The organism is Veillonella parvula (assembly GCF_032575955.1).
GTDB classification, from domain to species: domain Bacteria; phylum Bacillota; class Negativicutes; order Veillonellales; family Veillonellaceae; genus Veillonella; species Veillonella parvula_J.
The window spans coordinates 20,815-40,937 of sequence record NZ_JAWFXN010000002.1; the positions used below are offsets into that span (position 1 = coordinate 20,815).

Annotated in this window: 13 protein-coding genes and 1 pseudogene; 13 read left to right on the top strand and 1 reads right to left on the bottom strand. The window is 38.4% G+C overall.

Annotation, left to right across the window (positions count from 1 at the left end; all coding sequences use genetic code 11):
• Positions 1–41 precede the first annotated feature (41 nt).
• From hisB to E7L28_RS02990, 9 genes are all read left to right on the top strand, one after another.
• Positions 42–632 carry an imidazoleglycerol-phosphate dehydratase HisB gene (gene hisB / locus E7L28_RS02950; RefSeq protein WP_008603224.1) on the top strand — a complete coding sequence of 197 codons (591 nt, stop codon included), beginning with the start codon at positions 42–44 and terminating at the stop codon, positions 630–632.
• A 13-nt stretch (positions 633–645) separates the two neighbouring features.
• A complete protein-coding gene (gene hisA / locus E7L28_RS02955) occupies positions 646–1,368 on the top strand; it encodes a 1-(5-phosphoribosyl)-5-[(5-phosphoribosylamino)methylideneamino]imidazole-4-carboxamide isomerase (protein ID WP_008603223.1) in 723 nt (240 codons plus the stop codon).
• Positions 1,369–1,452: 84 nt separating this feature from the next.
• Positions 1,453–2,211 (top strand): imidazole glycerol phosphate synthase subunit HisF, encoded by a 759-nt coding sequence (gene hisF / locus E7L28_RS02960; RefSeq protein ID WP_316711427.1) that lies wholly within the window; start codon positions 1,453–1,455, stop codon positions 2,209–2,211.
• Between the two features lie 205 nt (positions 2,212–2,416).
• Positions 2,417–2,734, top strand: a complete 318-nt coding sequence (hisI, locus tag E7L28_RS02965; protein WP_004694201.1) for a phosphoribosyl-AMP cyclohydrolase — start codon at positions 2,417–2,419, stop codon at positions 2,732–2,734.
• Between the two features lie 2 nt (positions 2,735–2,736).
• Positions 2,737–3,063 (top strand): phosphoribosyl-ATP diphosphatase, encoded by a 327-nt coding sequence (gene hisE, locus E7L28_RS02970; RefSeq protein WP_008603221.1) that lies wholly within the window; start codon positions 2,737–2,739, stop codon positions 3,061–3,063.
• Positions 3,064–3,152: 89 nt separating this feature from the next.
• Positions 3,153–4,229 (top strand): histidinol-phosphate transaminase, encoded by a 1,077-nt coding sequence (gene hisC, locus E7L28_RS02975; protein WP_008603220.1) that lies wholly within the window; start codon positions 3,153–3,155, stop codon positions 4,227–4,229.
• Positions 4,230–4,307: 78 nt separating this feature from the next.
• Positions 4,308–4,934, top strand: coding sequence for an imidazole glycerol phosphate synthase subunit HisH (gene hisH, locus E7L28_RS02980; RefSeq protein WP_008603219.1), 627 nt, complete (start codon positions 4,308–4,310; stop codon positions 4,932–4,934).
• Positions 4,935–5,215: 281 nt separating this feature from the next.
• The gene (locus E7L28_RS02985) at positions 5,216–7,048 is read left to right on the top strand and encodes a carbon starvation CstA family protein (protein WP_004694192.1); all 1,833 of its coding nucleotides are present in this window, start codon (positions 5,216–5,218) and stop codon (positions 7,046–7,048) included.
• A 223-nt stretch (positions 7,049–7,271) separates the two neighbouring features.
• Positions 7,272–8,897, top strand: a complete 1,626-nt coding sequence (locus E7L28_RS02990) for an AsmA family protein (RefSeq protein WP_008603217.1) — start codon at positions 7,272–7,274, stop codon at positions 8,895–8,897.
• A 167-nt stretch (positions 8,898–9,064) separates the two neighbouring features.
• Here the strand turns inward: E7L28_RS02990 and E7L28_RS02995 are convergent, their stop codons facing one another.
• Positions 9,065–9,796 (bottom strand): copper amine oxidase N-terminal domain-containing protein, encoded by a 732-nt coding sequence (locus E7L28_RS02995; RefSeq protein ID WP_316711428.1) that lies wholly within the window; start codon positions 9,794–9,796, stop codon positions 9,065–9,067.
• 218 nt (positions 9,797–10,014) lie between these two features.
• On the opposite strand from E7L28_RS02995, the gene E7L28_RS03000 reads away from it, so the two are divergent.
• The 4 genes and pseudogenes from E7L28_RS03000 to E7L28_RS03015 all read left to right on the top strand — a co-directional run bounded on the left by E7L28_RS03000 (position 10,015) and on the right by E7L28_RS03015 (position 19,919).
• Entirely contained in the window at positions 10,015–10,674 is a 660-nt protein-coding gene (locus tag E7L28_RS03000; protein WP_316711429.1) for a POTRA domain-containing protein, read from the top strand.
• Positions 10,675–10,689: 15 nt separating this feature from the next.
• Positions 10,690–11,712: pseudogene (locus E7L28_RS03005) on the top strand (ShlB/FhaC/HecB family hemolysin secretion/activation protein); the annotation flags it as partial.
• A gap of 60 nt (positions 11,713–11,772) precedes the next feature.
• On the top strand, positions 11,773–19,089 hold the full coding sequence (locus E7L28_RS03010; RefSeq protein ID WP_316711430.1) for a two-partner secretion domain-containing protein: 7,317 nt from the start codon (positions 11,773–11,775) through the stop codon (positions 19,087–19,089).
• Positions 19,086–19,919, top strand: a complete 834-nt coding sequence (locus tag E7L28_RS03015) for a hypothetical protein (RefSeq protein WP_021147606.1) — start codon at positions 19,086–19,088, stop codon at positions 19,917–19,919. Before E7L28_RS03010 ends, E7L28_RS03015 begins: the two co-directional genes overlap by 4 nt.
• Positions 19,920–20,123 lie beyond the last annotated feature (204 nt).

Below are 20,123 nucleotides of genomic sequence, written 5' to 3' on the forward strand. Positions count from 1 at the left end.
AATATAGATTATAAAAATAGATTTGAAGTATAGAGGTCGTTATGATACGCACAGGCACGGTGCAACGCACCACTCAAGAAACAGATATTACAGTAGAAATTACCCTTGATGGGGCACAAACAAGCTCCATCTCGACCGGAATAGGCTTCTTTGACCACATGTTGACGCTATTGGCGAAGCACGGCCGTTTTAGCCTTGTGGTAGAGGCAAAGGGAGATACATATGTGGATGCTCATCATACAGTTGAGGACGTTGGACTTGCCTTAGGGCAGGCCTTGGTGAAAGCCCTTGGCGATAAGGCTGGTATCGAGCGCTATGGCGATGCTTGGGTCCCTATGGATGAAGCATTGACGCAAGTTGTCATCGATTTGAGTGGTCGCCCGTACCTCGTTTTCCAAGGGGAATGGAGTACGCCGGTTTTAGGTGGCAACTTTGAAACAGAGCTGGTGGAGGACTTCTTCCAAGCTCTTGCGATGAGCGCTGCTATGAACTTACATGTGCGCAATTTGTATGGTCGCAATACACATCACATTATTGAAAGTATGTTTAAGGCAACGGGTCGTGCATTGCGCAAAGCAGTTACTATCAATCCGGATATCCAAGGAGTTAACTCTACAAAGGGAGTTATTTAATAAAGGAGAATGTATGATTTTTCCAGCTATAGATTTACAAGAGGGGCGCAGTGTTCGCCTGTATAAAGGCGATTTCGCACAGGAAACGGTCATCAACCCTGATCCAGTAGACCAAGCGAAACAATATGAAGCAGCTAAGGTTGGAGCCTTGCACCTCGTTGATTTAGATGGTGCCAAGGCGGGCAAGCCTGTAAATGTAGACATTGTAAAAGCAGTGCGTGCAGCTTTCACAGGTATCCTTGAAATCGGAGGCGGCATCCGAGATAAAGAGGCTGTTGACCTCTATTTGAGTTTGGGCGTAGATCGGGTTATCTTAGGATCTGTAGCGCTTAAAAATCCGGAACTTACAAAGCAAGTTATCGCTGAATACGGTGCGGAGCGCATCGTTATCGGTGTAGATGGAAAAAATGGCAAGGTCGCCGCTGAAGGTTGGCTCGACCAATCCGACGTGCCGATGACCGATTTAATCGGTGCCATGGTTGAAGGTGGGGCAAAGTATTTCATCGTTACCGATGTAGACCGAGACGGTACAATGCAGGGCGCCAATGAAGAGTTACTTGGAAATTTGCAAAACGAATTTCCTACAGCTCGCATCGTTGCTTCTGGGGGTGTTCGTAATTTAGCAGATATTAAATCCCTAGAACAAAAAGGTGTTATGGATAGTATCGTTGGTAAGGCCTTGTACGAGGGCACTATTACGTTAGAGGAAATCGCCGAGTACAATCAGCAGAAATAATAGAAATGATTGTGATGTTCTCAAATTAATTATTGACCGTAACCAATGGAATATATTGATTGACACTCGATGGAAAGGAGCTTTATGTTAGCGAAACGGATTATTCCTTGCCTAGATGTAGATGATGGGCGCGTAAAAAAAGGGGTTAACTTTGTTAATCTCGTAGACGTAGGCAGTCCAGTAGACATTGCGGCCTCCTATGAGCAGCAACAAGCTGATGAGCTTGTATTTTTAGATATTACGGCTACCGTTGATGCGCGGACTACTATGCGCGATGTGGTACAAGAAATCTCCACACAAGTATTTATGCCACTCACCGTGGGTGGTGGTATCAAGAGCGTTGATGATATGACGGCTTTGTTGAAAGCTGGTGCGGACAAGATATCTTTGAACTCTGCGGCTCTCGCTAATCCTGAGCTCATCACAGAAGGGGCTCAAAAGTTTGGCAATCAATGCATGGTGGTAGCCATCGACGTGAAAACCGATGAAGAAACTGGTGAATGGTATGCTTACACTCATGGTGGTCGCAAGCGTACAGAATGGAAAGCTTTAGATTGGGCAAAAGAGGCCGTATCTCGTGGAGCGGGGGAATTGCTAGTAACGAGCATGGACAAAGATGGTACAAAATCCGGTTTTGATATTGAACTATATAAGGCCATAGAGTCTGTCGTAAATGTACCTATCATAGCATCTGGAGGGGCAGGTAAGGTTGAGGATTTTGTAAATCTCTTTAAGCAAACCGGTGTTACCGGTGCACTGGCAGCATCTATATTTCACTTTGGAGAAATTAAAATTCCTGAACTTAAACAAGAACTACGAGCTCACGGAATTACGGTACGCTAAAACAGATTAAAAAAAATTATTATCTCTCGCAAGTTCTTTACTAGTCTATATGTTCAGAGTTAGTTAAATAGCTTGTTTATAGATAAACAGAATAGAAATAGCAATAGATAGATAAACAGAAAATAGCAATAGCAATAGCAATAGAAAGAGATACAAGCTAATATAGGATAACAGATTGGTGATTACTTTTAATAAAGGATAGAATATGAAACCGGATTTTGAAAAAGGAAATGGCTTGTTGCCGACGGTTGTGCAGGATGCGGAGACTAAGGACGTCCTCATGGTGGCTTGGATGAACGAAGAAAGCTTTCACAAAACACTAGAAACAAGGGAAACGTGGTTTTGGTCTCGGTCTCGTGAAGAGTTATGGCATAAGGGTGGCACTAGCGGTAATGTGCAGCACGTGGTGAGCATGGCCCTAGATTGTGATGGCGATACTTTGCTCATTCAAGTTAAGCCTGAAGGTCCTGCCTGTCACACAGGGCGCACAAGCTGTTTCTTTAATGAAGTAGAACGGAGTTAAACATGGCACAGCAAACACTGAACGAATTATACGAAATTATTAAAAATCGCAAGGTACAGCCAAAGGAAGGTTCTTATACGAATTATTTATTCGACAAAGGGCTCGATAAAATCTTGAAAAAAGTTGGTGAAGAGGCTACAGAGGTAGTAATCGCCGCAAAAAATGAAGATCCACAGGAGCTGATTTACGAAACAGCAGACGTGTTATATCACTTGCTCGTGTTATTAGTAGAGAAAAATATCCCATACGAAGCCATTGAAGCTGAGCTAGCGAGCCGCGAAGGGGTTGTTAGCAAGACTACGGATCGCCCAGAAATTACAAACTTATAATGTATATCCTGTTATGAGCTCGGACATATGAGCTCTGGTGGAGTTCATATGTGTTATATGAGTTAAGGAATAGATAGAAAGGATAGCCTATGAAAGAGATAATTCGCACATTGAAACCTTATATACCTGAGGAGTCGGCTGAAGCGGTGAAAGAGCGCCTTGGTGTAGAGCGATTGGTGCGCTTGTCGGCGAATGAAAATCCATACGGCACATCGCCATTGGTACGGGAGGCTATCCTTAGCTATGTAACCCATAATGATGCCAACTACTATCCGGATGGCAACGCCACCGATTTGCGCATGAAATTAGCGAATTACTGGCAGGTACAACCTGAGCAACTGGTCATCGGCGTGGGTCTAGATGAGGTCATCGCCATGGTCAATAAAACATTGATTACCGCTGGTGACTCCATCGTAGTAAGCGTGCCAGCCTTCTCGGAATATGCCTTGAATGGCCTCGTGGAAGGTGCTGAGATCCGTGAGGTGCCAGCTGATTTTGAAACGGGACAGTATGATTTTTCTGCTCTTGTGAAAGCTGTAGATGAAACGACACGGGTCGTGTGGATTTGTAATCCTAATAATCCAACGGGTACCTATGAGTCTGTTGAAAATATCCGCAAATTTGTAGCAGCTATACCAAAGGAAACCTTGGTCATCATAGACGAGGCGTATATCGATTTTGTCACTTCCGTAGCAGTTCCTACGGCACGTGCGCTCTTGGATGAATTCCCTAATGTGGCTATCATGCGTACCTTCTCGAAAGCCTATGGCCTTGCCAATTACCGTGTAGGTTACATGATGACACCTATAGAGTTGGCAAATTATATGCAAACCATTCGCTTGCCGTACAATTTGAATACCTTATCTCAAGTGGCTGCAGAAGCCGCTTTCGGTGATCAAGAATTCGTGGCGAGAACGGTCTCTCAAAATGCAGAGGAACGGTCAAAATGGGAAATCCTTTTTGACGAGCTAGGTATTCACTACTATAAGAGTGAGGCTAATTTTATTTTCTTTGCAGCGCCTGATGCGGAGGGTCTTGCAGATGCTTGGCTTAAATCAGGTTACCAAGTGCGCCGAGGTCAACGAGAAGGATGGTTACGTCTTACGATTCCCATGCCTCAAGATGGGGATGTTATGCGTAAGATATTAAGAGACTTCATGAATTGATTTGTATAGAATAACATACAATTCGTAATACGTTTTGTTTAATCTTATCGTGTTTTACCCTATAGAATGGAGTTTATTATGATTGCCATTATAGATTATGATGCAGGGAATACCTTCAATGTCCAGAAAGCCTTAGCTTACATTGGCATTGATGCAGTGCTAACGGCAGATTCGGCGACTATATTAAATGCTGATAGTGTTCTCTTGCCAGGTGTAGGCGCATATGCACCGGCGATGGCAGTTCTAAAAGAACGTGGTTTAGTCGATGTCATCTATGAAGTAGTAAAACGTGAAATACCTTTATTAGGTATTTGTTTAGGGATGCAACTTTTATTTGAAGAATCTGAAGAATACGGCCCAACGCCCGGTTTAGGCCTTATTCCCGGTAAGGTAAAAGAAATTCCTCGCAACCTTGGCCTTAGCGTGCCTCATATGGGTTGGAATAAAAATGTAGTACACCAGCCTCATAGTGCTTTTAGCAATGTAGATGATCAATATACATATTTCGTTCATTCCTATTATGTGGATACAGATCCTGAATATATCATATCTACTGCAAATTATGGTATCGATGTACCTGGCATTGTAGAACGAGGTAGAGTATATGGAATGCAATTCCACCCTGAAAAAAGCGGTGTCGTAGGTCTAAATTTGTTGCGTACATTTGGGACTATTACAAAAACTTATAGGAAAGCAGGAGAATAGGGATATAGCTATCTTTTATTACAGATAAGAATGAGTCATTCAGTAACCAATATATCTAGGATAATAACGGCATCTCATAGGTAGAGAATGCCGTTATTATGCTTTATAGTTATACTTAACTTTCAAAATGAGAAATTAATAATTGACACCTTGTTGATTAGTTATACAATAATGTTGTAAGTACTAACATTTTAGGAAGCCATTGTGGCATGGATACGATACATAAGTTTTATCAGTAATATTCATATACTCCATGTCACGTGATTATTGGAGGTGTTTATATGGTTATGAATGGTATTTACTTAGTTATTGCCTCCGCGTGTATTCTAATTTTAGCGTACCGCTTTTATGGGGCTTTTATAGCGGCTAAGGTACTGACATTGGATCAATATCGTCCAACGCCAGCTATGGTTCACAATGATGGTCACGATTACGTGCCAACCAACAAATGGGTAACCTTTGGTCATCACTTTGCAGCAATTGCTGGTGCAGGGCCACTTGTAGGTCCTGTTATCGCAGCACAGTTTGGATATTTGCCTGGGGCATTATGGATCCTAATTGGTTCCGTATTAGCCGGTGCTGTACATGATATGGTTATCTTGTTTGCTTCCGTTCGTTACGATGGTAAATCGATTGCGGATATTGCTCGTGAAGAAATCAGTAAACTTGCTGGTTTTGGTGCTATGCTCGCTACCTTATTCCTATTGATCATTACCCTTGCTGGTATGGCCGTAGTAGTAGCTAACGCATTGCATAACTCTCCTTGGGGATTCTTCTCCGTATTTGCTACCATTCCAATCGCTATTTTTATTGGTATTTATTTGAAATGGTTGCGTCCTGGTAAAATCCAAGAGGCGACTATTATTGGGGTAGCCTTAATCTTCGCAGCCATCATCTACGGTCCAAATGTAGCGGCTAGCGAATATGCATCTTGGTTCACATACGACTTGCAAACCATTGAAATTATGCTTGCTGTGTATGGTTTCTTTGCGGCTGCATTGCCAGTATGGTTGTTACTTGCTCCTCGTGACTATTTGTCCACATACCTTAAAATCGGTACAATCGGTGCATTGGCTCTTGGTATTATCATTGTAATGCCTGAAATTCAAATGCCAGCTGTAACTCCTTACATCTGGGGCGGCGGTCCTGTATTGAAAGGTTCCGTATTCCCTTACATCTTCATTACTATCGCATGTGGTGCGTTATCTGGCTTCCATACTGTTATTGCTACAGGTACAACACCTAAAATGCTTACTAATGAAAAAGAAATTTTACCTATCGGTTATGGCGCGATGTTAACAGAAGGCTTCATCGCTATGATGGCCTTGATTGCTGCCACTGCATTGCATCCAGATGATTACTTTGCGATTAACTCCACAGTTGAGTCTTTCAAAGCTTTAGGCCTTCAAGTCCATGAATTGCCAGCATTGTCTGCAATGGTTGGTGAAGACTTGATGCACCGTCCTGGTGGCGCCGTATCCCTTGCAGTAGGTATGGCTCATATCTTCTCCAGATTGCCTAACATGGCTCACTTGATGGGTTACTGGTATCACTTCTGTATCATGTTTGAAGCATTGTTCATCATGACATTAATCGATGCTGGTACTCGTGTAGGTCGTTACTTACTTCAAGAATTATTAGGTCATTTCCATCCTAAATTCAACGACCAACACTGGGCTCCTGGTGTGTATGGTTGTGCCGCTTTAATTTGTATCTTGTGGGGCTACCTAGTTCTACAAGGTAATATCGGTATTATCTGGCCTCTATTCGGCGTATCTAACCAATTATTAGGTACCATGACATTGGCCGTAGGTACTACAGTTATTATGAGACTTGGCCGCAAACGCTATGCTTGGGTAACAGGTATTCCTTGTATCTTAATGGCTATCGTGGCTATCGCTGCAGACTATGAAAATGTATTCTACAGCTATATTCCTGCTGGTAAATGGATTTTAGTAGCATTTAGTGCTGCTATGTTCTTCATGATCCTTATCGTATTGGTAGAAGCCGTACGTAGTTGGATTCGCTTGTCTAGCATTCCTCAAGACTATCGGACTCAAGCTGAAATCGAAGCTGAAAGCCTTGTAAAATACGGTAAAGAAGTAAAAGCATAAGATTGATTATTGCAATATATAAAGTGCACTCACATTTGTGGGTGCACTTTTAATCTATAAATTTGCTGTCTTTTTTATAAAATAGTTAGGTAATGGCGCCTTGCATGCAGAGTTTTCTGTGAGCAAGGCGCTTTTTGTATGGAAAAGAGTTTCTTATGGTCAATATGATTGATACAGGCAACACCACATGGATATTGTGATTTGAACATGTTATAATAGGGCTATGAAACATTATATACGTTCTTATTGGACAAAATATAAACAATTGTATAAGAAAGGCCTAAAAGGCATTGCTGCCTTTCTTGCCATTGGAGCGATTATAGTCTTTGTACTAGCAACCATTGCTAGTCGTGGAATGGGCGTTATTTTTAATGAGGTTATGGCTCGACAAACTATGATGCGCGGTACGGTTACTGTTGAAAGTTTATCTGCTACACCGTGGGGAACTTTGACTTTTACAGGCCTTGTTTGGAAGGACCCAGAAGGGCATGAGTTGCTCAATGCACCAAGTGGGAAAGTCCGCGTCAATATGTGGGATGTGGTGACACGTAATTTTAAGTCCTCCGCTATCAAGGGCATTGAATTAGATGATGCGGTTATAGTTATTGATTTAGACGATAATAATCGGTTGGATTTCGCGCCCATATCTCCAGATGTAAATAAACCAATTAATGAGGTAGAGCCTCGTCCGAAAGCACCTAAAAAGACCACACAAGAACGGCAAGAGGAACTAGGTAAGAAAGTACGTAACTTTAATTGGCAAGGTCAACATTTAGATCTTAAGATTACACTTAGAAATAGTCAGTTAGAGGTCTTTAATAGAAATCGCCATTATGTGATAAAGAATGTAAACTCAAAAATTGATCTTGATAGTAAGAGGGCCATTCGTATCGATATGGAGACGGGCAAATTTGGTGGTACCGCCATAGGGGATGGTCTTGTATTAAAAGGTCGTGTAGATTTAAAGGATGTTTTAAAGCATCGCATGCCTCAACTGGATCTACAATTTGATGTGAAAGGGGTGGATCCATCATCACTAGGCTTTGGTGAGAATATTCATGATGCCATGACCTTGCTTACAAAGGTAACAGGTGATTTTAACCGTCCTTTTGCTAAAGGTCGTGTGACGATGCCTATTTTACGCATCCCCGCACTTACCTTTGAGAATGTAGTAGGAGATGTGACGTACCAAGATGGTATTTTGAATTTTGAAAACGTTAGTGCCAATGTATACAGCGGTAAATTGGAGGCTAAGGGTGTATATAATTTGGACACTCGAGCCTATACGATTACAGGCGTAGCAAAGGATTTAGACAGTAGTGTAGCCCTCAAGGCTCCTGAGTTCCTCGTGCCTGTATCGGCAAATTTGAACTTTAAAAGTGAAGGCCAACCTCGAGACATGGAGGTATGGGGGAACTTCTGGTCTGGTGAAGGGCACTATATGCTGATTCCAATTCAAAGTATTACGGGAAACTTTCACAATAAAGGGCGACATTTATCCTTTAGCGATGTGAAAGTAAATACGAAAATCACCACTATCACTACGGATGCTCTGCGTATCGATGATGGACAGCTCACGATGGGGCCCCTTAATATTACTTCTCACGGAGGCAGTAATTTTATTCTGTATGATGAGTCATTTGATGAAATTGATGAAAATATGACTCGCATTAAAGACGATATGAAACAAGCTAGGGAAAATAGTAGGCGTGCTTCTGACTCTGCAAAAGGCATCGACAAATCTGGGCTTACAGCGCCGGACATAAAAGAATCCATGAAGGATCTGAAACGGAGTATGGATACGGCAAAAGATAGTTTAGATAATCTGTCAAAAAACAGTAAGCAATAAACTGTATTGAGCCGTAAAGGGTGAGAAGAAACAATAAAGTAATAATATAAAGTAACGGAAATAATAAACTAGCAGAAATCAAAAAAGAAGGCAATTCATCATGGTGATGAGTTGCCTTCTTTTAGTTATAAGGTGCTAAATTATATGTAGCTATACGAAAGATTTTATTATCTGTTTAATCCATTAGAGCGTACATATTCGGTATTTTCTGTGTCTTTGGTATCTGTTTTGGTGTTAGTTCGTTTTACCGTAATAAGAGGTTTCTTTTCTTTGGTTTCCTCTTCTTCGTATGGAATTACTTTATCCCCTTGATCCGGCAAAAATGTTTCAATACCATTTCGTTTGCCTTTTTGCGTGTTTGAATCAGTGGCCAATTGACTTTGTTGTGGAACGATATATATTTCGTCTTTATTGATAGTTACATCATTTAACAAGAGTTTGAATGCGTTCGGACTTACATACAGAATTCCGTCTACCATACGTGCTGCAGGCAGTAAAGATTCGGATGTATCGAGGTTGATAATTTGCAATTTACCCTTGCGCACGACTTGTTTAGAGTCTGGTTGTACCGCTAATGTAGCAATGTTCATGTCGATCAATGCTGTTTTAGTAGGTGCATCCCAAGATACTTTGTAACCTAATGCTTCTGATACTTGACGTAAAGCTACGAGTGGCTGACCGTCAACATAGATGACATTTGGCTTCTTATCGATTGGCTCCAATAATAGGCCATCTACATTGATGTAATGTTGTGTTGTTACAGATGCAGGTCTTTTTAAACTCTGCGTCGGTGCAGATGTATCCATACCGACAGCTGCCTGTGTAGGTTGTACCACTCCACTTGTGAAAGCAAGCGCTCCTAAGGCTATACCGGATAAAATAAGTTGTTTTAATTTCATGGGGACCTCCATTGTGTATAAAACGTCACGATAAATCATAATTGGTAATATAACATCGATATATGAATATTATATTATGAACTTTAATTTTACAAAACTAATAAAGAAGAAATATATTTATACTTTACAATAAAACTTTAATTATGCTATTCTGATGATATATGCTTCATGAATTTATCATGATTGATGTTATTTGAGTATGTTTATAGGAGAGTTTTGTGAATATAAAACACTTAGTTCTTTTGAGTTTAGGTATGTATAGTCTATCTATGCCTTTAATGGTACAGGCCGCTGATCCAATTATACCTAGAGCTCAACAAGAGCAATTACAACAAGACCGGGATACTCAACGAGAACGTAGCTTACGCTTAGATGAAGAGCGTGTAGAGACTGTTGTTAGTGAGCCGGCACTTATAGGCGTACCTTCTGATCAGAATGGTGCGTCTTTTTATATTAAGCAAATACAGTTAGATGGTGTGCCTAAAGAATTATCGTTTCTAAATAAGATTGCTCGTATGCATGAGCAAAAACATGTGACTGTATCAGATATTGCTAATATTCGTAATGCCTTCCAACGTAAATTATTGGATAAGGGGTTTGTAACATCTCAAGTCTATATTCCGGAACAAAATTTAAATGATGGAATATTACAATTAATGGTTATACCTGGTCGCGTGGAAGATATCCGTTATAGTGAGCCTTCGGCTCATGGACCTTGGCGAACTGCCTTAGTTGTACGACCTGGAGATATACTTAATATCCGTGATATTGAACAAGGTCTTGAGCAGATGAAACGTGTATCATCTCAATCCGTGACAATGAAATTACTCCCAGGTAAAGCTATAGGTACATCTGTTATTGGGCTATCAATCAAATAAGAAAAGCCAGTACATGGATCGATTAGTATTGATAATAGTGGTCTGGAATCAACCGGAATATATCAAGGTAGCTTTACTACCTCTTTTGATCAAGTTTTTAGAGCTAATGATACATTTACTATGTCATTATCAGGTGATCTTAGTGGATCAGGTAGTATAAAAGGAACTCGTGCAACCAGTCTTAATTATATTATACCTCATGGAAAGGATACCTTTAGTTTTAGTTTTTCTAAATCACGATATCATCAAATGATACAGTCCAATCCATATGACTTCACATATAGTGGTAAGTCAACTACTATAAAGGCGAAATGGAATCATGTTTGGTCTCGTACACAGCGTGAGAAACGTGCATTTGATATTTCTATCAGTACACGTCATAATCATCGCTTTGTTAATGATATGGAAATTCCGGTGCAAGCATTACGTACTACCTCAATGGAGTTTGGTGTTTCTAATCGTAAATATATTGGTAATGCTACCCTATATTCTCGTTTAGGATTTCAATGGGGCATTGGTGCATTTGGTGCACAGCCCGAACGTACAGCATCTGTTGCAATGGGTGGGCCTACATCTAGATATCATATGTGGCTTGCTGATGTCGATTATCGTAAGCCATTTGTTATGGGCCATCGTCCTGCATCCTTTACATCTTCATTCCATGGACAATGGGTACAAGGCGGTAAAAGGCTATATAGTGTAGACACTATAAATATTGGTAATCGGTATAGTGTCTATGGTTTTGATGGTGAATATACACTTATGGGTGATAGTGGGTGGTATTTACGTAATGAGGTAGCCTCTGTTATTCCTCATCTTAATACAGAAGTATATCTTGGTTTAGATGTAGGAGCTGTATATGGTAAAAGTGCAGAAACATTGGTAGGCAAAACTATTGCAGGTACTGCAATCGGTATAAGAGGTAATTATGCATCAGGTTTATTATTTGATGCATTTATCAGCACGCCTTTATATAAGCCACAAGGATATCATACGAAGAAGTTTTATAGCGGTTTTACCGTAGGATATAGATTCTAATCTTAATATAATTAAGACTAAATATGTGTTGAATTATCATTTATATAATTGGAGAGTTATATGTGTAAAACAAATCAAGAACGACGTACGCTAGGACGAAAGATAATGTCTTGGCTAACCCTTGGTGTATTTGTAGCATCTCAATCGATGGTCTTGGCTGCACCAATTATGCCAGATAATAATGCTATTATTACTGAACGACCGTTAGTTCAGGAAACAGCTAATCAGATTCCACTAGTTAACGTGACGGCACCTACTAATGGTGGCGTTTCTATGAATAAATATGATCGTTTTGATGTAGAGAAACAAGGGGCTATTTTAAATAATTCATATGTAACGAGTAAAACAAAACTTGCTGGCTATGTGCAAGGTAATAGTAACATGGTGAATGGTACTGCAAAGGTTATCGTAAACCAAGTTACATCAGATACACCGACATCTATGAATGGTTATTTAGAAGTGGCGGGGCAAAAAGCCTCCGTTGTAGTGGCTAACCCTAATGGCATTACAGTTAATGGTGGGGGCTTCCTTAATACGGAGCATGCTGTGTTAACTACAGGTAGACCAGAATTAGATGGTGCTGGAAATTTACAAAATTACCGTGTAGAACAAGGCAAAGTCTCTATTGAAGGTAAAGGCCTTGATGGGAAACGTACAGATTCTGTGTCTATTTTGGCACGAACTATTGATGTAAATGCAGGTGTTTGGGCAAACAAACTTAATACTCGTACTGGACAAAATAATATTGACGCCAAGAATTTAAAGGCTACAGCTTTAGATTTGTCGTCTACTGAAACAAAGCCAACTATTGGCTTAGATGTGGCTGCAGTTGGTGGGATGTATGCAAATCATATTACTATGGTTGGTACCGAAGCTGGTGTAGGTGTTAATCTTAATGGCGTAGTTGCAGGGGTTCAGTCTGTTTCAGTGGATGCTAATGGTCATTTATCTGTTAATGGTACACTTCAATCCGATACAAGTCTCGTGGCTAAAGCAAACTCTATACAGAATACAAAGACAATTGCTTCTGGTGGCGACTTGGGTTTAGAAACAAAAGAGTTAAGTAATACAGGGCATATTACATCCGCTAAAAATGGACATGTTAAGGTAAAAGAAACCTTAACTAACAAAAATACAATGGCAGCTGGTGCCAATACTCAAGGCGCTGTGACAGGTAATGGCTCCTTGTCTGTTGAGGCAGGTAATATTCGTAATACTGACGCAGTGATTGTATCTGGTGGTACTACTAGAATTAATAGTAAAGAAGTACATAATATAGAGAATGGTCGCATTTATGGTGGAAAAGTAGCAATACAAACTGAAGTACTGGAAAATCGTAAGAATGTGGCGTTAGAATCTAAATTAGATGCTGCTATGGCAGATATGAAAGTAGTAGAGGATAAGCTTGAAGCAGCCTATGCTATAGATACTACAGCTTTTACATCAAAAACTGAACAAGATGAATATTTGAACCGAATCAAAGAACTATCTCAAGTATATGATGAAAAACTTAAAGCTGTTAAGTTAGTACAAGAGGAATTATCTGCTCATAAAGGGAGTACTATAGCAGGTCGAGAAGATGTAACTATTGAGGCGGATTCTACCTTGAATAGAGAAAAATCTCTTATATATAGTGGTGGCACTATGACATTGGATGGTCGTGACACATTGCACAATATCGGTGGTACTATTGAGGGATTAGGAAAAGGTGTCATCCGAAGTAAAGACTATCAGAATAAGAACTCTTCCTTTACAGCAAAACGAGTTAGTCCTGAAATTGAAAAAGGTCTTTCTGGGGCAAGTAATGATGCTATGCTTACAGAGCAAGAAGATCAGATTTTAATTACAGATAAAAACCATAGTGAGCATGGTCAAGTTTTTAAAAAGTCTGAATTTACTTCTTTAAATAGTGGTTATGGCGCACTTCATAGTTACGGAAAATCCCCAATGCCAATATATGAGGCTGCGGAATATGTTACGGTAGAACAAATTACGCCAGAAGAGCAAGCGGCAGGTGAAGAGTTAATTCCAGCAGAATATATTGGTACACAAGTACCTTCATACGCTTATGATGATCCTATTTTTAAAGAGTTTGGCATTACATCTATGACAACAGAGCGCCCACTAACGTCAGGTCCTGAACAAGAAGCGTGGGATGCACAATTTAAGCCAATTTTAGCTTCATTAAATGAAAAAATTAAAGCTCATAACAAAAAGGCCGAAGTATTTAATCAACAAGTCTCTAGTGTAGCTAAAGAACCAATAGATACTTATGCTATTATTCGAAGTAAAAAAATGTCATCCCATGAAGAGGTGAAAAACAGTACACCAGGTGTTGTGCGCTTTGGTGGGGATGTGTCATTCACCGGAAATGGTACTAATGAAAATAGTCAAATGATTGTAGGTGGTACATTAAGTACTACGGGCGCTATTGATCAAGTAGCAAAAGAAAATCAAGAAGTGACTAATACATTTGGTACTACAGAAGCTTCGTATACCTATAAACGAAAATGGCCACATAAATCTAGACGAAGAGGTTATAAGGGGCAAGTCTTCATGACGCCACAAGTGGATAAAACAAATCCAACATCACTGGGGGTGGCTAAAAAAGAAGATAAAAATGGTAAGGCAAAAGGTGAGGTAGGGACTAATCACCGTAAAGAGGTACAAGACTTCTTAAATCCATTTGCACAAGATAGCAGTAATGATGCATCTAAACCAACAGCAGGAACTAATATTTTGGCATTGCCTACAGAATCTTTGTATAGAATACATCCTGAAAGCACTGCTAACTATGTAGTTGAAACAGATCCGCAATTTACGAATAAAAAAGTCTTTTTATCATCCGATTATATGTATAAAGAGATGAAAACAAAGCCTGAGAATATTGAAAAACGACTAGGCGATGGCTTGTATGAGCAGACCTTAGTTAGAAATCAGATTGTATCTGGAACAGGGTATAGATTCCTTGATGGGTATACAGATGATGAAAGTCAATTTAAAGCTTTAATGGATGCTGGTATTGTATACGCTAAACAACATGGTATTGTTCCAGGTGTAGCGCTGACGGCAGAACAAGCAGCTAGTCTCACTAGTGATATGGTATGGCTTGTAAAAGATGTTGTTATGGTAGAGGGTAAACCTGTTGAGATGATCTATCCTAAAGTATACCTTAAACAAAGTAATAGATTGCAGTTACATACTGACGGAACCTTAATTAGTGCTAATACATTAGTTATGAATGCAAAGAAACGTATTCATAATGAAGGTGTTATTCAAGGTAAAACAGTAGTTCTTGCATCTGATCAAGATATTATTAATAGCGGTCATATTAATGCAGACAAAGTTGGTTTGCAATCGGATACAACTATTTACCAACAAGGGCAAATTGTTGGCCGTGATGCTGTAGAATTACAAGCAAAAGAGAATATCACTTTTAACAATTCTATTGAGCATTTAACAAACCAAGATGTTTTACATAAAACAGCAGGTATTGCTGTAACCGGTGATAGCGGTGTTATGATTGTATCTGCTGGTAATGATGTAAACCTAGGTGGTGCAACTATCGAAGCATTGGGTAAAGAAGGTGCTATCACTATTACAGCTGGACGTGATATTAATAGCACCACAGATACTCTTACAGCAAAAAAAGATATGACTCAAGATGGCGATAATTATTTACGAACCTATCGTCAAACTGAACTAAGTACGACAATAGAGGCTGGTGGAAATGTATCTATTGGCGCCAAAAATGATATTAAGGCTCGTAATTTGACCATTAGCAGTGACTCTGGGGCGGTAAAAGTAATTGGTGAACATGACGTATCCATTGAAAATGGATATAGTGAATCTAAGGATGCATTTGCGTTAAAATATAAAGAAAAAGGCCTTCTTAATAAAAAAGAAACTAAAATCAAAACGAATGATGAATCTAAAAATGCCTTAATGAGTACAGTTAGTGGTCATACTGTAGTTGTGGGTGCTAATAATGATGTAACTCTTACATCCTCTAATGTGGTGAGTACTGCTGGAACATCTGTATTAGCAGGTCATGATGTAATAACTGATGCAGCAGCAGAGCATACGCTAAGTACCGCATCTAAAGATGTAAAAAAATCTGGTATTATGGGGGCTGGCATGGGTATCATGATTGGTAAAAAACAATCGAAAGATAACTACTATATCGATGAAACTACTCATAAAGCCACTACTCTAGGATCTACTAATGGTGAAGTTACTGTACAAGCGGGTGATACAGTTCATTTGACCACGACGAATACAGTAGGGAAAGATGGCGTTGTCATTGTAGGGCAAGATATTATATTAGATGGTAAAGATGACTTGTATAAACAAGAGGAGCGTCATGAGCGTAAGTCTTCAGGGTTAACTGTAAGTTTAGGTGGCAGTGTTGTTGAAAAAATAGATAGTGCTGTAAAAAAACAACACAGTGCATCTGATAGAAGAAACAGTCACTTTAAATCATTAGAAGGTAAACAGTCTATAGAACGATTATTCTCTGCTATTGGCGAAGCAAAGCAAATTGTTGATAGAAGTTATAATGGCCAAATGAGAGCGATTAATTCACAATTGGAACATGTCAATGCTGATATAGTCAATACACCAGAAACTGACTCAACTAAGTTAGCAGAGCTTAAGGCTAAACAAGAGCTTTTATTGAAAAAACGAACTACTTTAGAAGAGAATAAAGGAATTGTTAATAAAGCCACTGATAGAGCAGTAGATAGAGCTGTTAATATACAAGTTGGCATTGGCTCAAGTAAAAGTGTAGCTGAATCGAAATTAGAACGCTATACATATTCTAGTGGTGCTATTGATTCTGATGGAACTATTTTACTTCATGCTAATAGTGCAGATTCAATTAAAGGTAATATTACTGCAATTGGTGAACAAATTAAAGGTAAGACCGTACAACTAACTGCTTCAAATACTATTAATTTGGAGGCCGGTTCAAATACGCAACGTGTTGAGACAAATAGTAAGTCTAGTGGCTGGAATGTTTCTGCTAATATTGGTATGAGAACTGGTGGACTTGTAGGGTGGTCAGCTTCTACTTATAAAGGGACAGAGAATGGGGTAGAAGATACTACTACTCATACTGGTACACATGTTGTAGGTTCAAACAACGTATTTATTACAAGTGGAAATGATACGAACCTTATCGGTTCTACTATTTCTGGGAAAGGTGTAGCGGCGAATGTAGGTAATAATCTGAGTGTAGAAAGCTTGCAAGACAGTCAGATCTATCATGAAATATCCAAGAACAAGGGGATATCTATATCTGGTGCAAACTTTATATCTCAACCTATGATTAATGGTGCTAATGTAAAAGGCAATATTGATAGTTCTTATAAGAGTGTTACAGAACAATCTGGTATTTATGCTGGTAGTGATGGCGTAAATATTGTTGTTGGCGATACGACAACATTAAAAGGAGCCATTATAACTAGTAAGGCTACACCTGAAAAAAATAAGATTTCTACAAAATCTCTAGTTATGGAAGACATTCATAATGAAGCTTCTTATAAGGCTAAAAAATCTGGTATAGCCATGAATACATCTGGATTGACAGCAAAAGGTATTCTCGGTAAAATCAACCCATTGGGATTATCTCCAGTAGTCTCTATTCCAGTATCAGATGAAGCCCAATCTACCACTAAATCTGCTATTAGCGATGCTATATTGGTAGAAGTAGAGGGTAAAACTCTTACTACTATTAACAGAGACACTGAACATGCACTCAATAGTATTAAACCAATATTTGATAAGGCTGATGTAAAAGAACGTATGGAATACGTTAATGCTATATCTGATGAAGGCTTTAAATTAATTGGAGATGTTGCAATGAAGCAAGCTCAGAAGTATGAGGAAAAAGCAGCTAACACTTCTGATGAAGCTCTAAAAAAACGATATCAAAAAGAAGCTGATAAATGGAAAGATGGCGGTATTTATAAAGTTGCCTTACATGGTGGTTTTGGTGCTGTTGTTTCTAATATGGCTGGTGGTTCTAGTTTAGACGGTTTGGCAACTGCTAGTGCTAACGAGATAATGGTGGGGACTATTGCTGAGGAACTAGCTAAACACCCTAATAGTACAATAAATGCTGATGGTAAATATGTTGATAATTCTGATGTATATAAAATTGCTAGTGCAATATTAGGTAATACAGTTTCACACTCTTCGTTAGGAACTGGTATTTCATTATCTGCTACAACAAGTAATTATTTAACTCATGAGCAAGGAAAACAGTATGAGTATGAGCTTTCTTTGGCTAAGAGTGAAAAGGAACGTAAACTAGTAATTCAAAAATGGAAAGCTATTGACGAAAAACAAGAAGCTGATTATATTAGTCAAGAGAAAAGTATATTTAAAAAATATTTTAATACAATATCGGACTTAATTGATTTTAATATCTATCTTCCGTATAAACGAGAGCGTAACAGATATAATATTAGTCTTGATCGTGCATTCTCTTTAGATTCTAATACTGGTAAGCTTAAGGAGGCGATGGTAAAAGTAATATCATTACCTTTGAAAGAGGAAAGTTCTTTTGCTGAGCGAATACAAAATGAGAAAAATATATTCGCTTTAAATCGGGCTGAAATAATAAGTAAAATAGAGGGCTTTGAAGCTGGATCTGATGAATTTGATGAAAATACTTTATATCATTATAATCGGATACGAGTAGGAGAAGATAAACTCTTATCACATATTTTAAAAAGTACTGATGTTACAAGAGGTGTTTTGGATAGCTTTACTGAAGATGGTTTTTCAGCATTTGAACGTTCTTTAGGAATTACTCCTAGTTACAACCAATATTATTACGGTGGTAAATTATTAGGAGATGGAATAGGTGTTGTTGGTGGTGGGGTTACTGCTGGCGCAGGTATTATAGAAACGGGTGTGTTTACAGCTGGCGGAGTAACAGCTGTTGCTACGCCGGTATCTGTGACACAAATAATGGCAGGTAGTACACTAGCAGTTCATTCTGCTAATAATTTTGAAAAGAATCTTACGCTGTTTGCAAAGCATAATAGAGAGAAATCAGAAATATCCACCAAATTTAACTTTGATGAAGAAGCCCCTTATATTAGGGAAAATCGTCTGCCTAAAGATTCTGAAACTATTTTATCAGATGGTACATTTGAAAAAATGGGTAAAGTCGAACCTCATGGTGCTCAGGTTTATAAAAAAGATAATAAATATTATTATAGAGATACACTTCACTATGGAAAGAAAGCACATTTGGAAGTATTTGATAGAAGAGGTAATCATTTAGGAGAAGCAGATCCTTTGACGGGGAAAATAAAGCCACATTCTGTTGATTCTAAAAAGAAACTTAGTAAGGAATATAGATGATAGAATTAGAACCTATTAAACAGATAAAAAGTCCAAGTTCAGAAAATGTTATAATTTTTGCTTTGCGATGTGCAAATTATATAATTATAAATGATAAACTTAATGGTCTAATTATTTTGGACATGGAGTGGAGCGAAGTTAATAGAATTTATATAGGCGAACAATTATTACTTATTGAAGCTATATATACAGATATGCTGAAAAACAGAATTGTATTTAAATTAGAGTCGTCTTTATGCTTTGTAGATATTGATACACATTTTGTTAAATTAATACCTATTCCTAATAATATTAAGGAATTCTATTTTTATCAATTATACAAATTTAATGATGACATAATTTTAATGCGTACCAATAAAGGGGTAGTATCTTTGTCATTGGTTGATTATTCTGTTCATATTATAAATGAAGTAGCAGAATATGATGAAAAATTTGCATACGTTGTTTATGAAAGTGAAACAAAAGAGTTCTATTCTCATAATGGAAAATTAGTCTGTTTGGATACAGATAATATAACTATATTAGACTATTTTAAAAAGGTTCAGATTAAAAATCCTATTTCTGTCCCGTATTTTGATGTATCTGTGACGGATAGATATGGTTTAGCTATTGGAGAGGAACAATTACAGATTTTTAACCTAAATGGAGATATAAAAAGTAGGATATTATCATATAAAAGACCGTGGTATGGTGAGCGGGCTGATATAGTTGGAAAAGATGATGGACTCCATTTATATGTTATAACTCGTAATGATTTGGATGAATTAACAAGTCTTTCAGAGTATTTAATTCCGTTTGATAAGATGCCTAATCATATAATTTTATTATAAGTTTAAATGATTTATTAAAGGTGGGGGGATTTAGATATTTATATGACTCTGTGTTTAGCAAAATATCAGCCTAATGTTAACGATGGCGTATATGTTTGGTTACTTAAGGACTTATATATGAACTATCAAGTATACAGATAAATAATGTTTAAGGATTTAATTTCAGTAATAGGTATAATATCTATCTTATATAAATTAGTAACT

What these genes read in the sequence shown, in the direction of transcription:
- hisB (WP_008603224.1), top strand. Translation starts at nt 42, where the DNA reads ATGATACGCACAGGCACGGTGCAACGCACCACTCAAGAAACAGATATT.
- hisA (WP_008603223.1), top strand. Translation starts at nt 646, where the DNA reads ATGATTTTTCCAGCTATAGATTTACAAGAGGGGCGCAGTGTTCGCCTG.
- hisF (WP_316711427.1), top strand. Translation starts at nt 1,453, where the DNA reads ATGTTAGCGAAACGGATTATTCCTTGCCTAGATGTAGATGATGGGCGC.
- hisI (WP_004694201.1), top strand. Translation starts at nt 2,417, where the DNA reads ATGAAACCGGATTTTGAAAAAGGAAATGGCTTGTTGCCGACGGTTGTG.
- hisE (WP_008603221.1), top strand. Translation starts at nt 2,737, where the DNA reads ATGGCACAGCAAACACTGAACGAATTATACGAAATTATTAAAAATCGC.
- hisC (WP_008603220.1), top strand. Translation starts at nt 3,153, where the DNA reads ATGAAAGAGATAATTCGCACATTGAAACCTTATATACCTGAGGAGTCG.
- hisH (WP_008603219.1), top strand. Translation starts at nt 4,308, where the DNA reads ATGATTGCCATTATAGATTATGATGCAGGGAATACCTTCAATGTCCAG.
- E7L28_RS02985 (WP_004694192.1), top strand. Translation starts at nt 5,216, where the DNA reads ATGGTTATGAATGGTATTTACTTAGTTATTGCCTCCGCGTGTATTCTA.
- E7L28_RS02990 (WP_008603217.1), top strand. Translation starts at nt 7,272, where the DNA reads ATGAAACATTATATACGTTCTTATTGGACAAAATATAAACAATTGTAT.
- E7L28_RS02995 (WP_316711428.1), bottom strand. Translation starts at nt 9,796, where the DNA reads ATGAAATTAAAACAACTTATTTTATCCGGTATAGCCTTAGGAGCGCTT.
- E7L28_RS03010 (WP_316711430.1), top strand. Translation starts at nt 11,773, where the DNA reads ATGTGTAAAACAAATCAAGAACGACGTACGCTAGGACGAAAGATAATG.
- E7L28_RS03015 (WP_021147606.1), top strand. Translation starts at nt 19,086, where the DNA reads ATGATAGAATTAGAACCTATTAAACAGATAAAAAGTCCAAGTTCAGAA.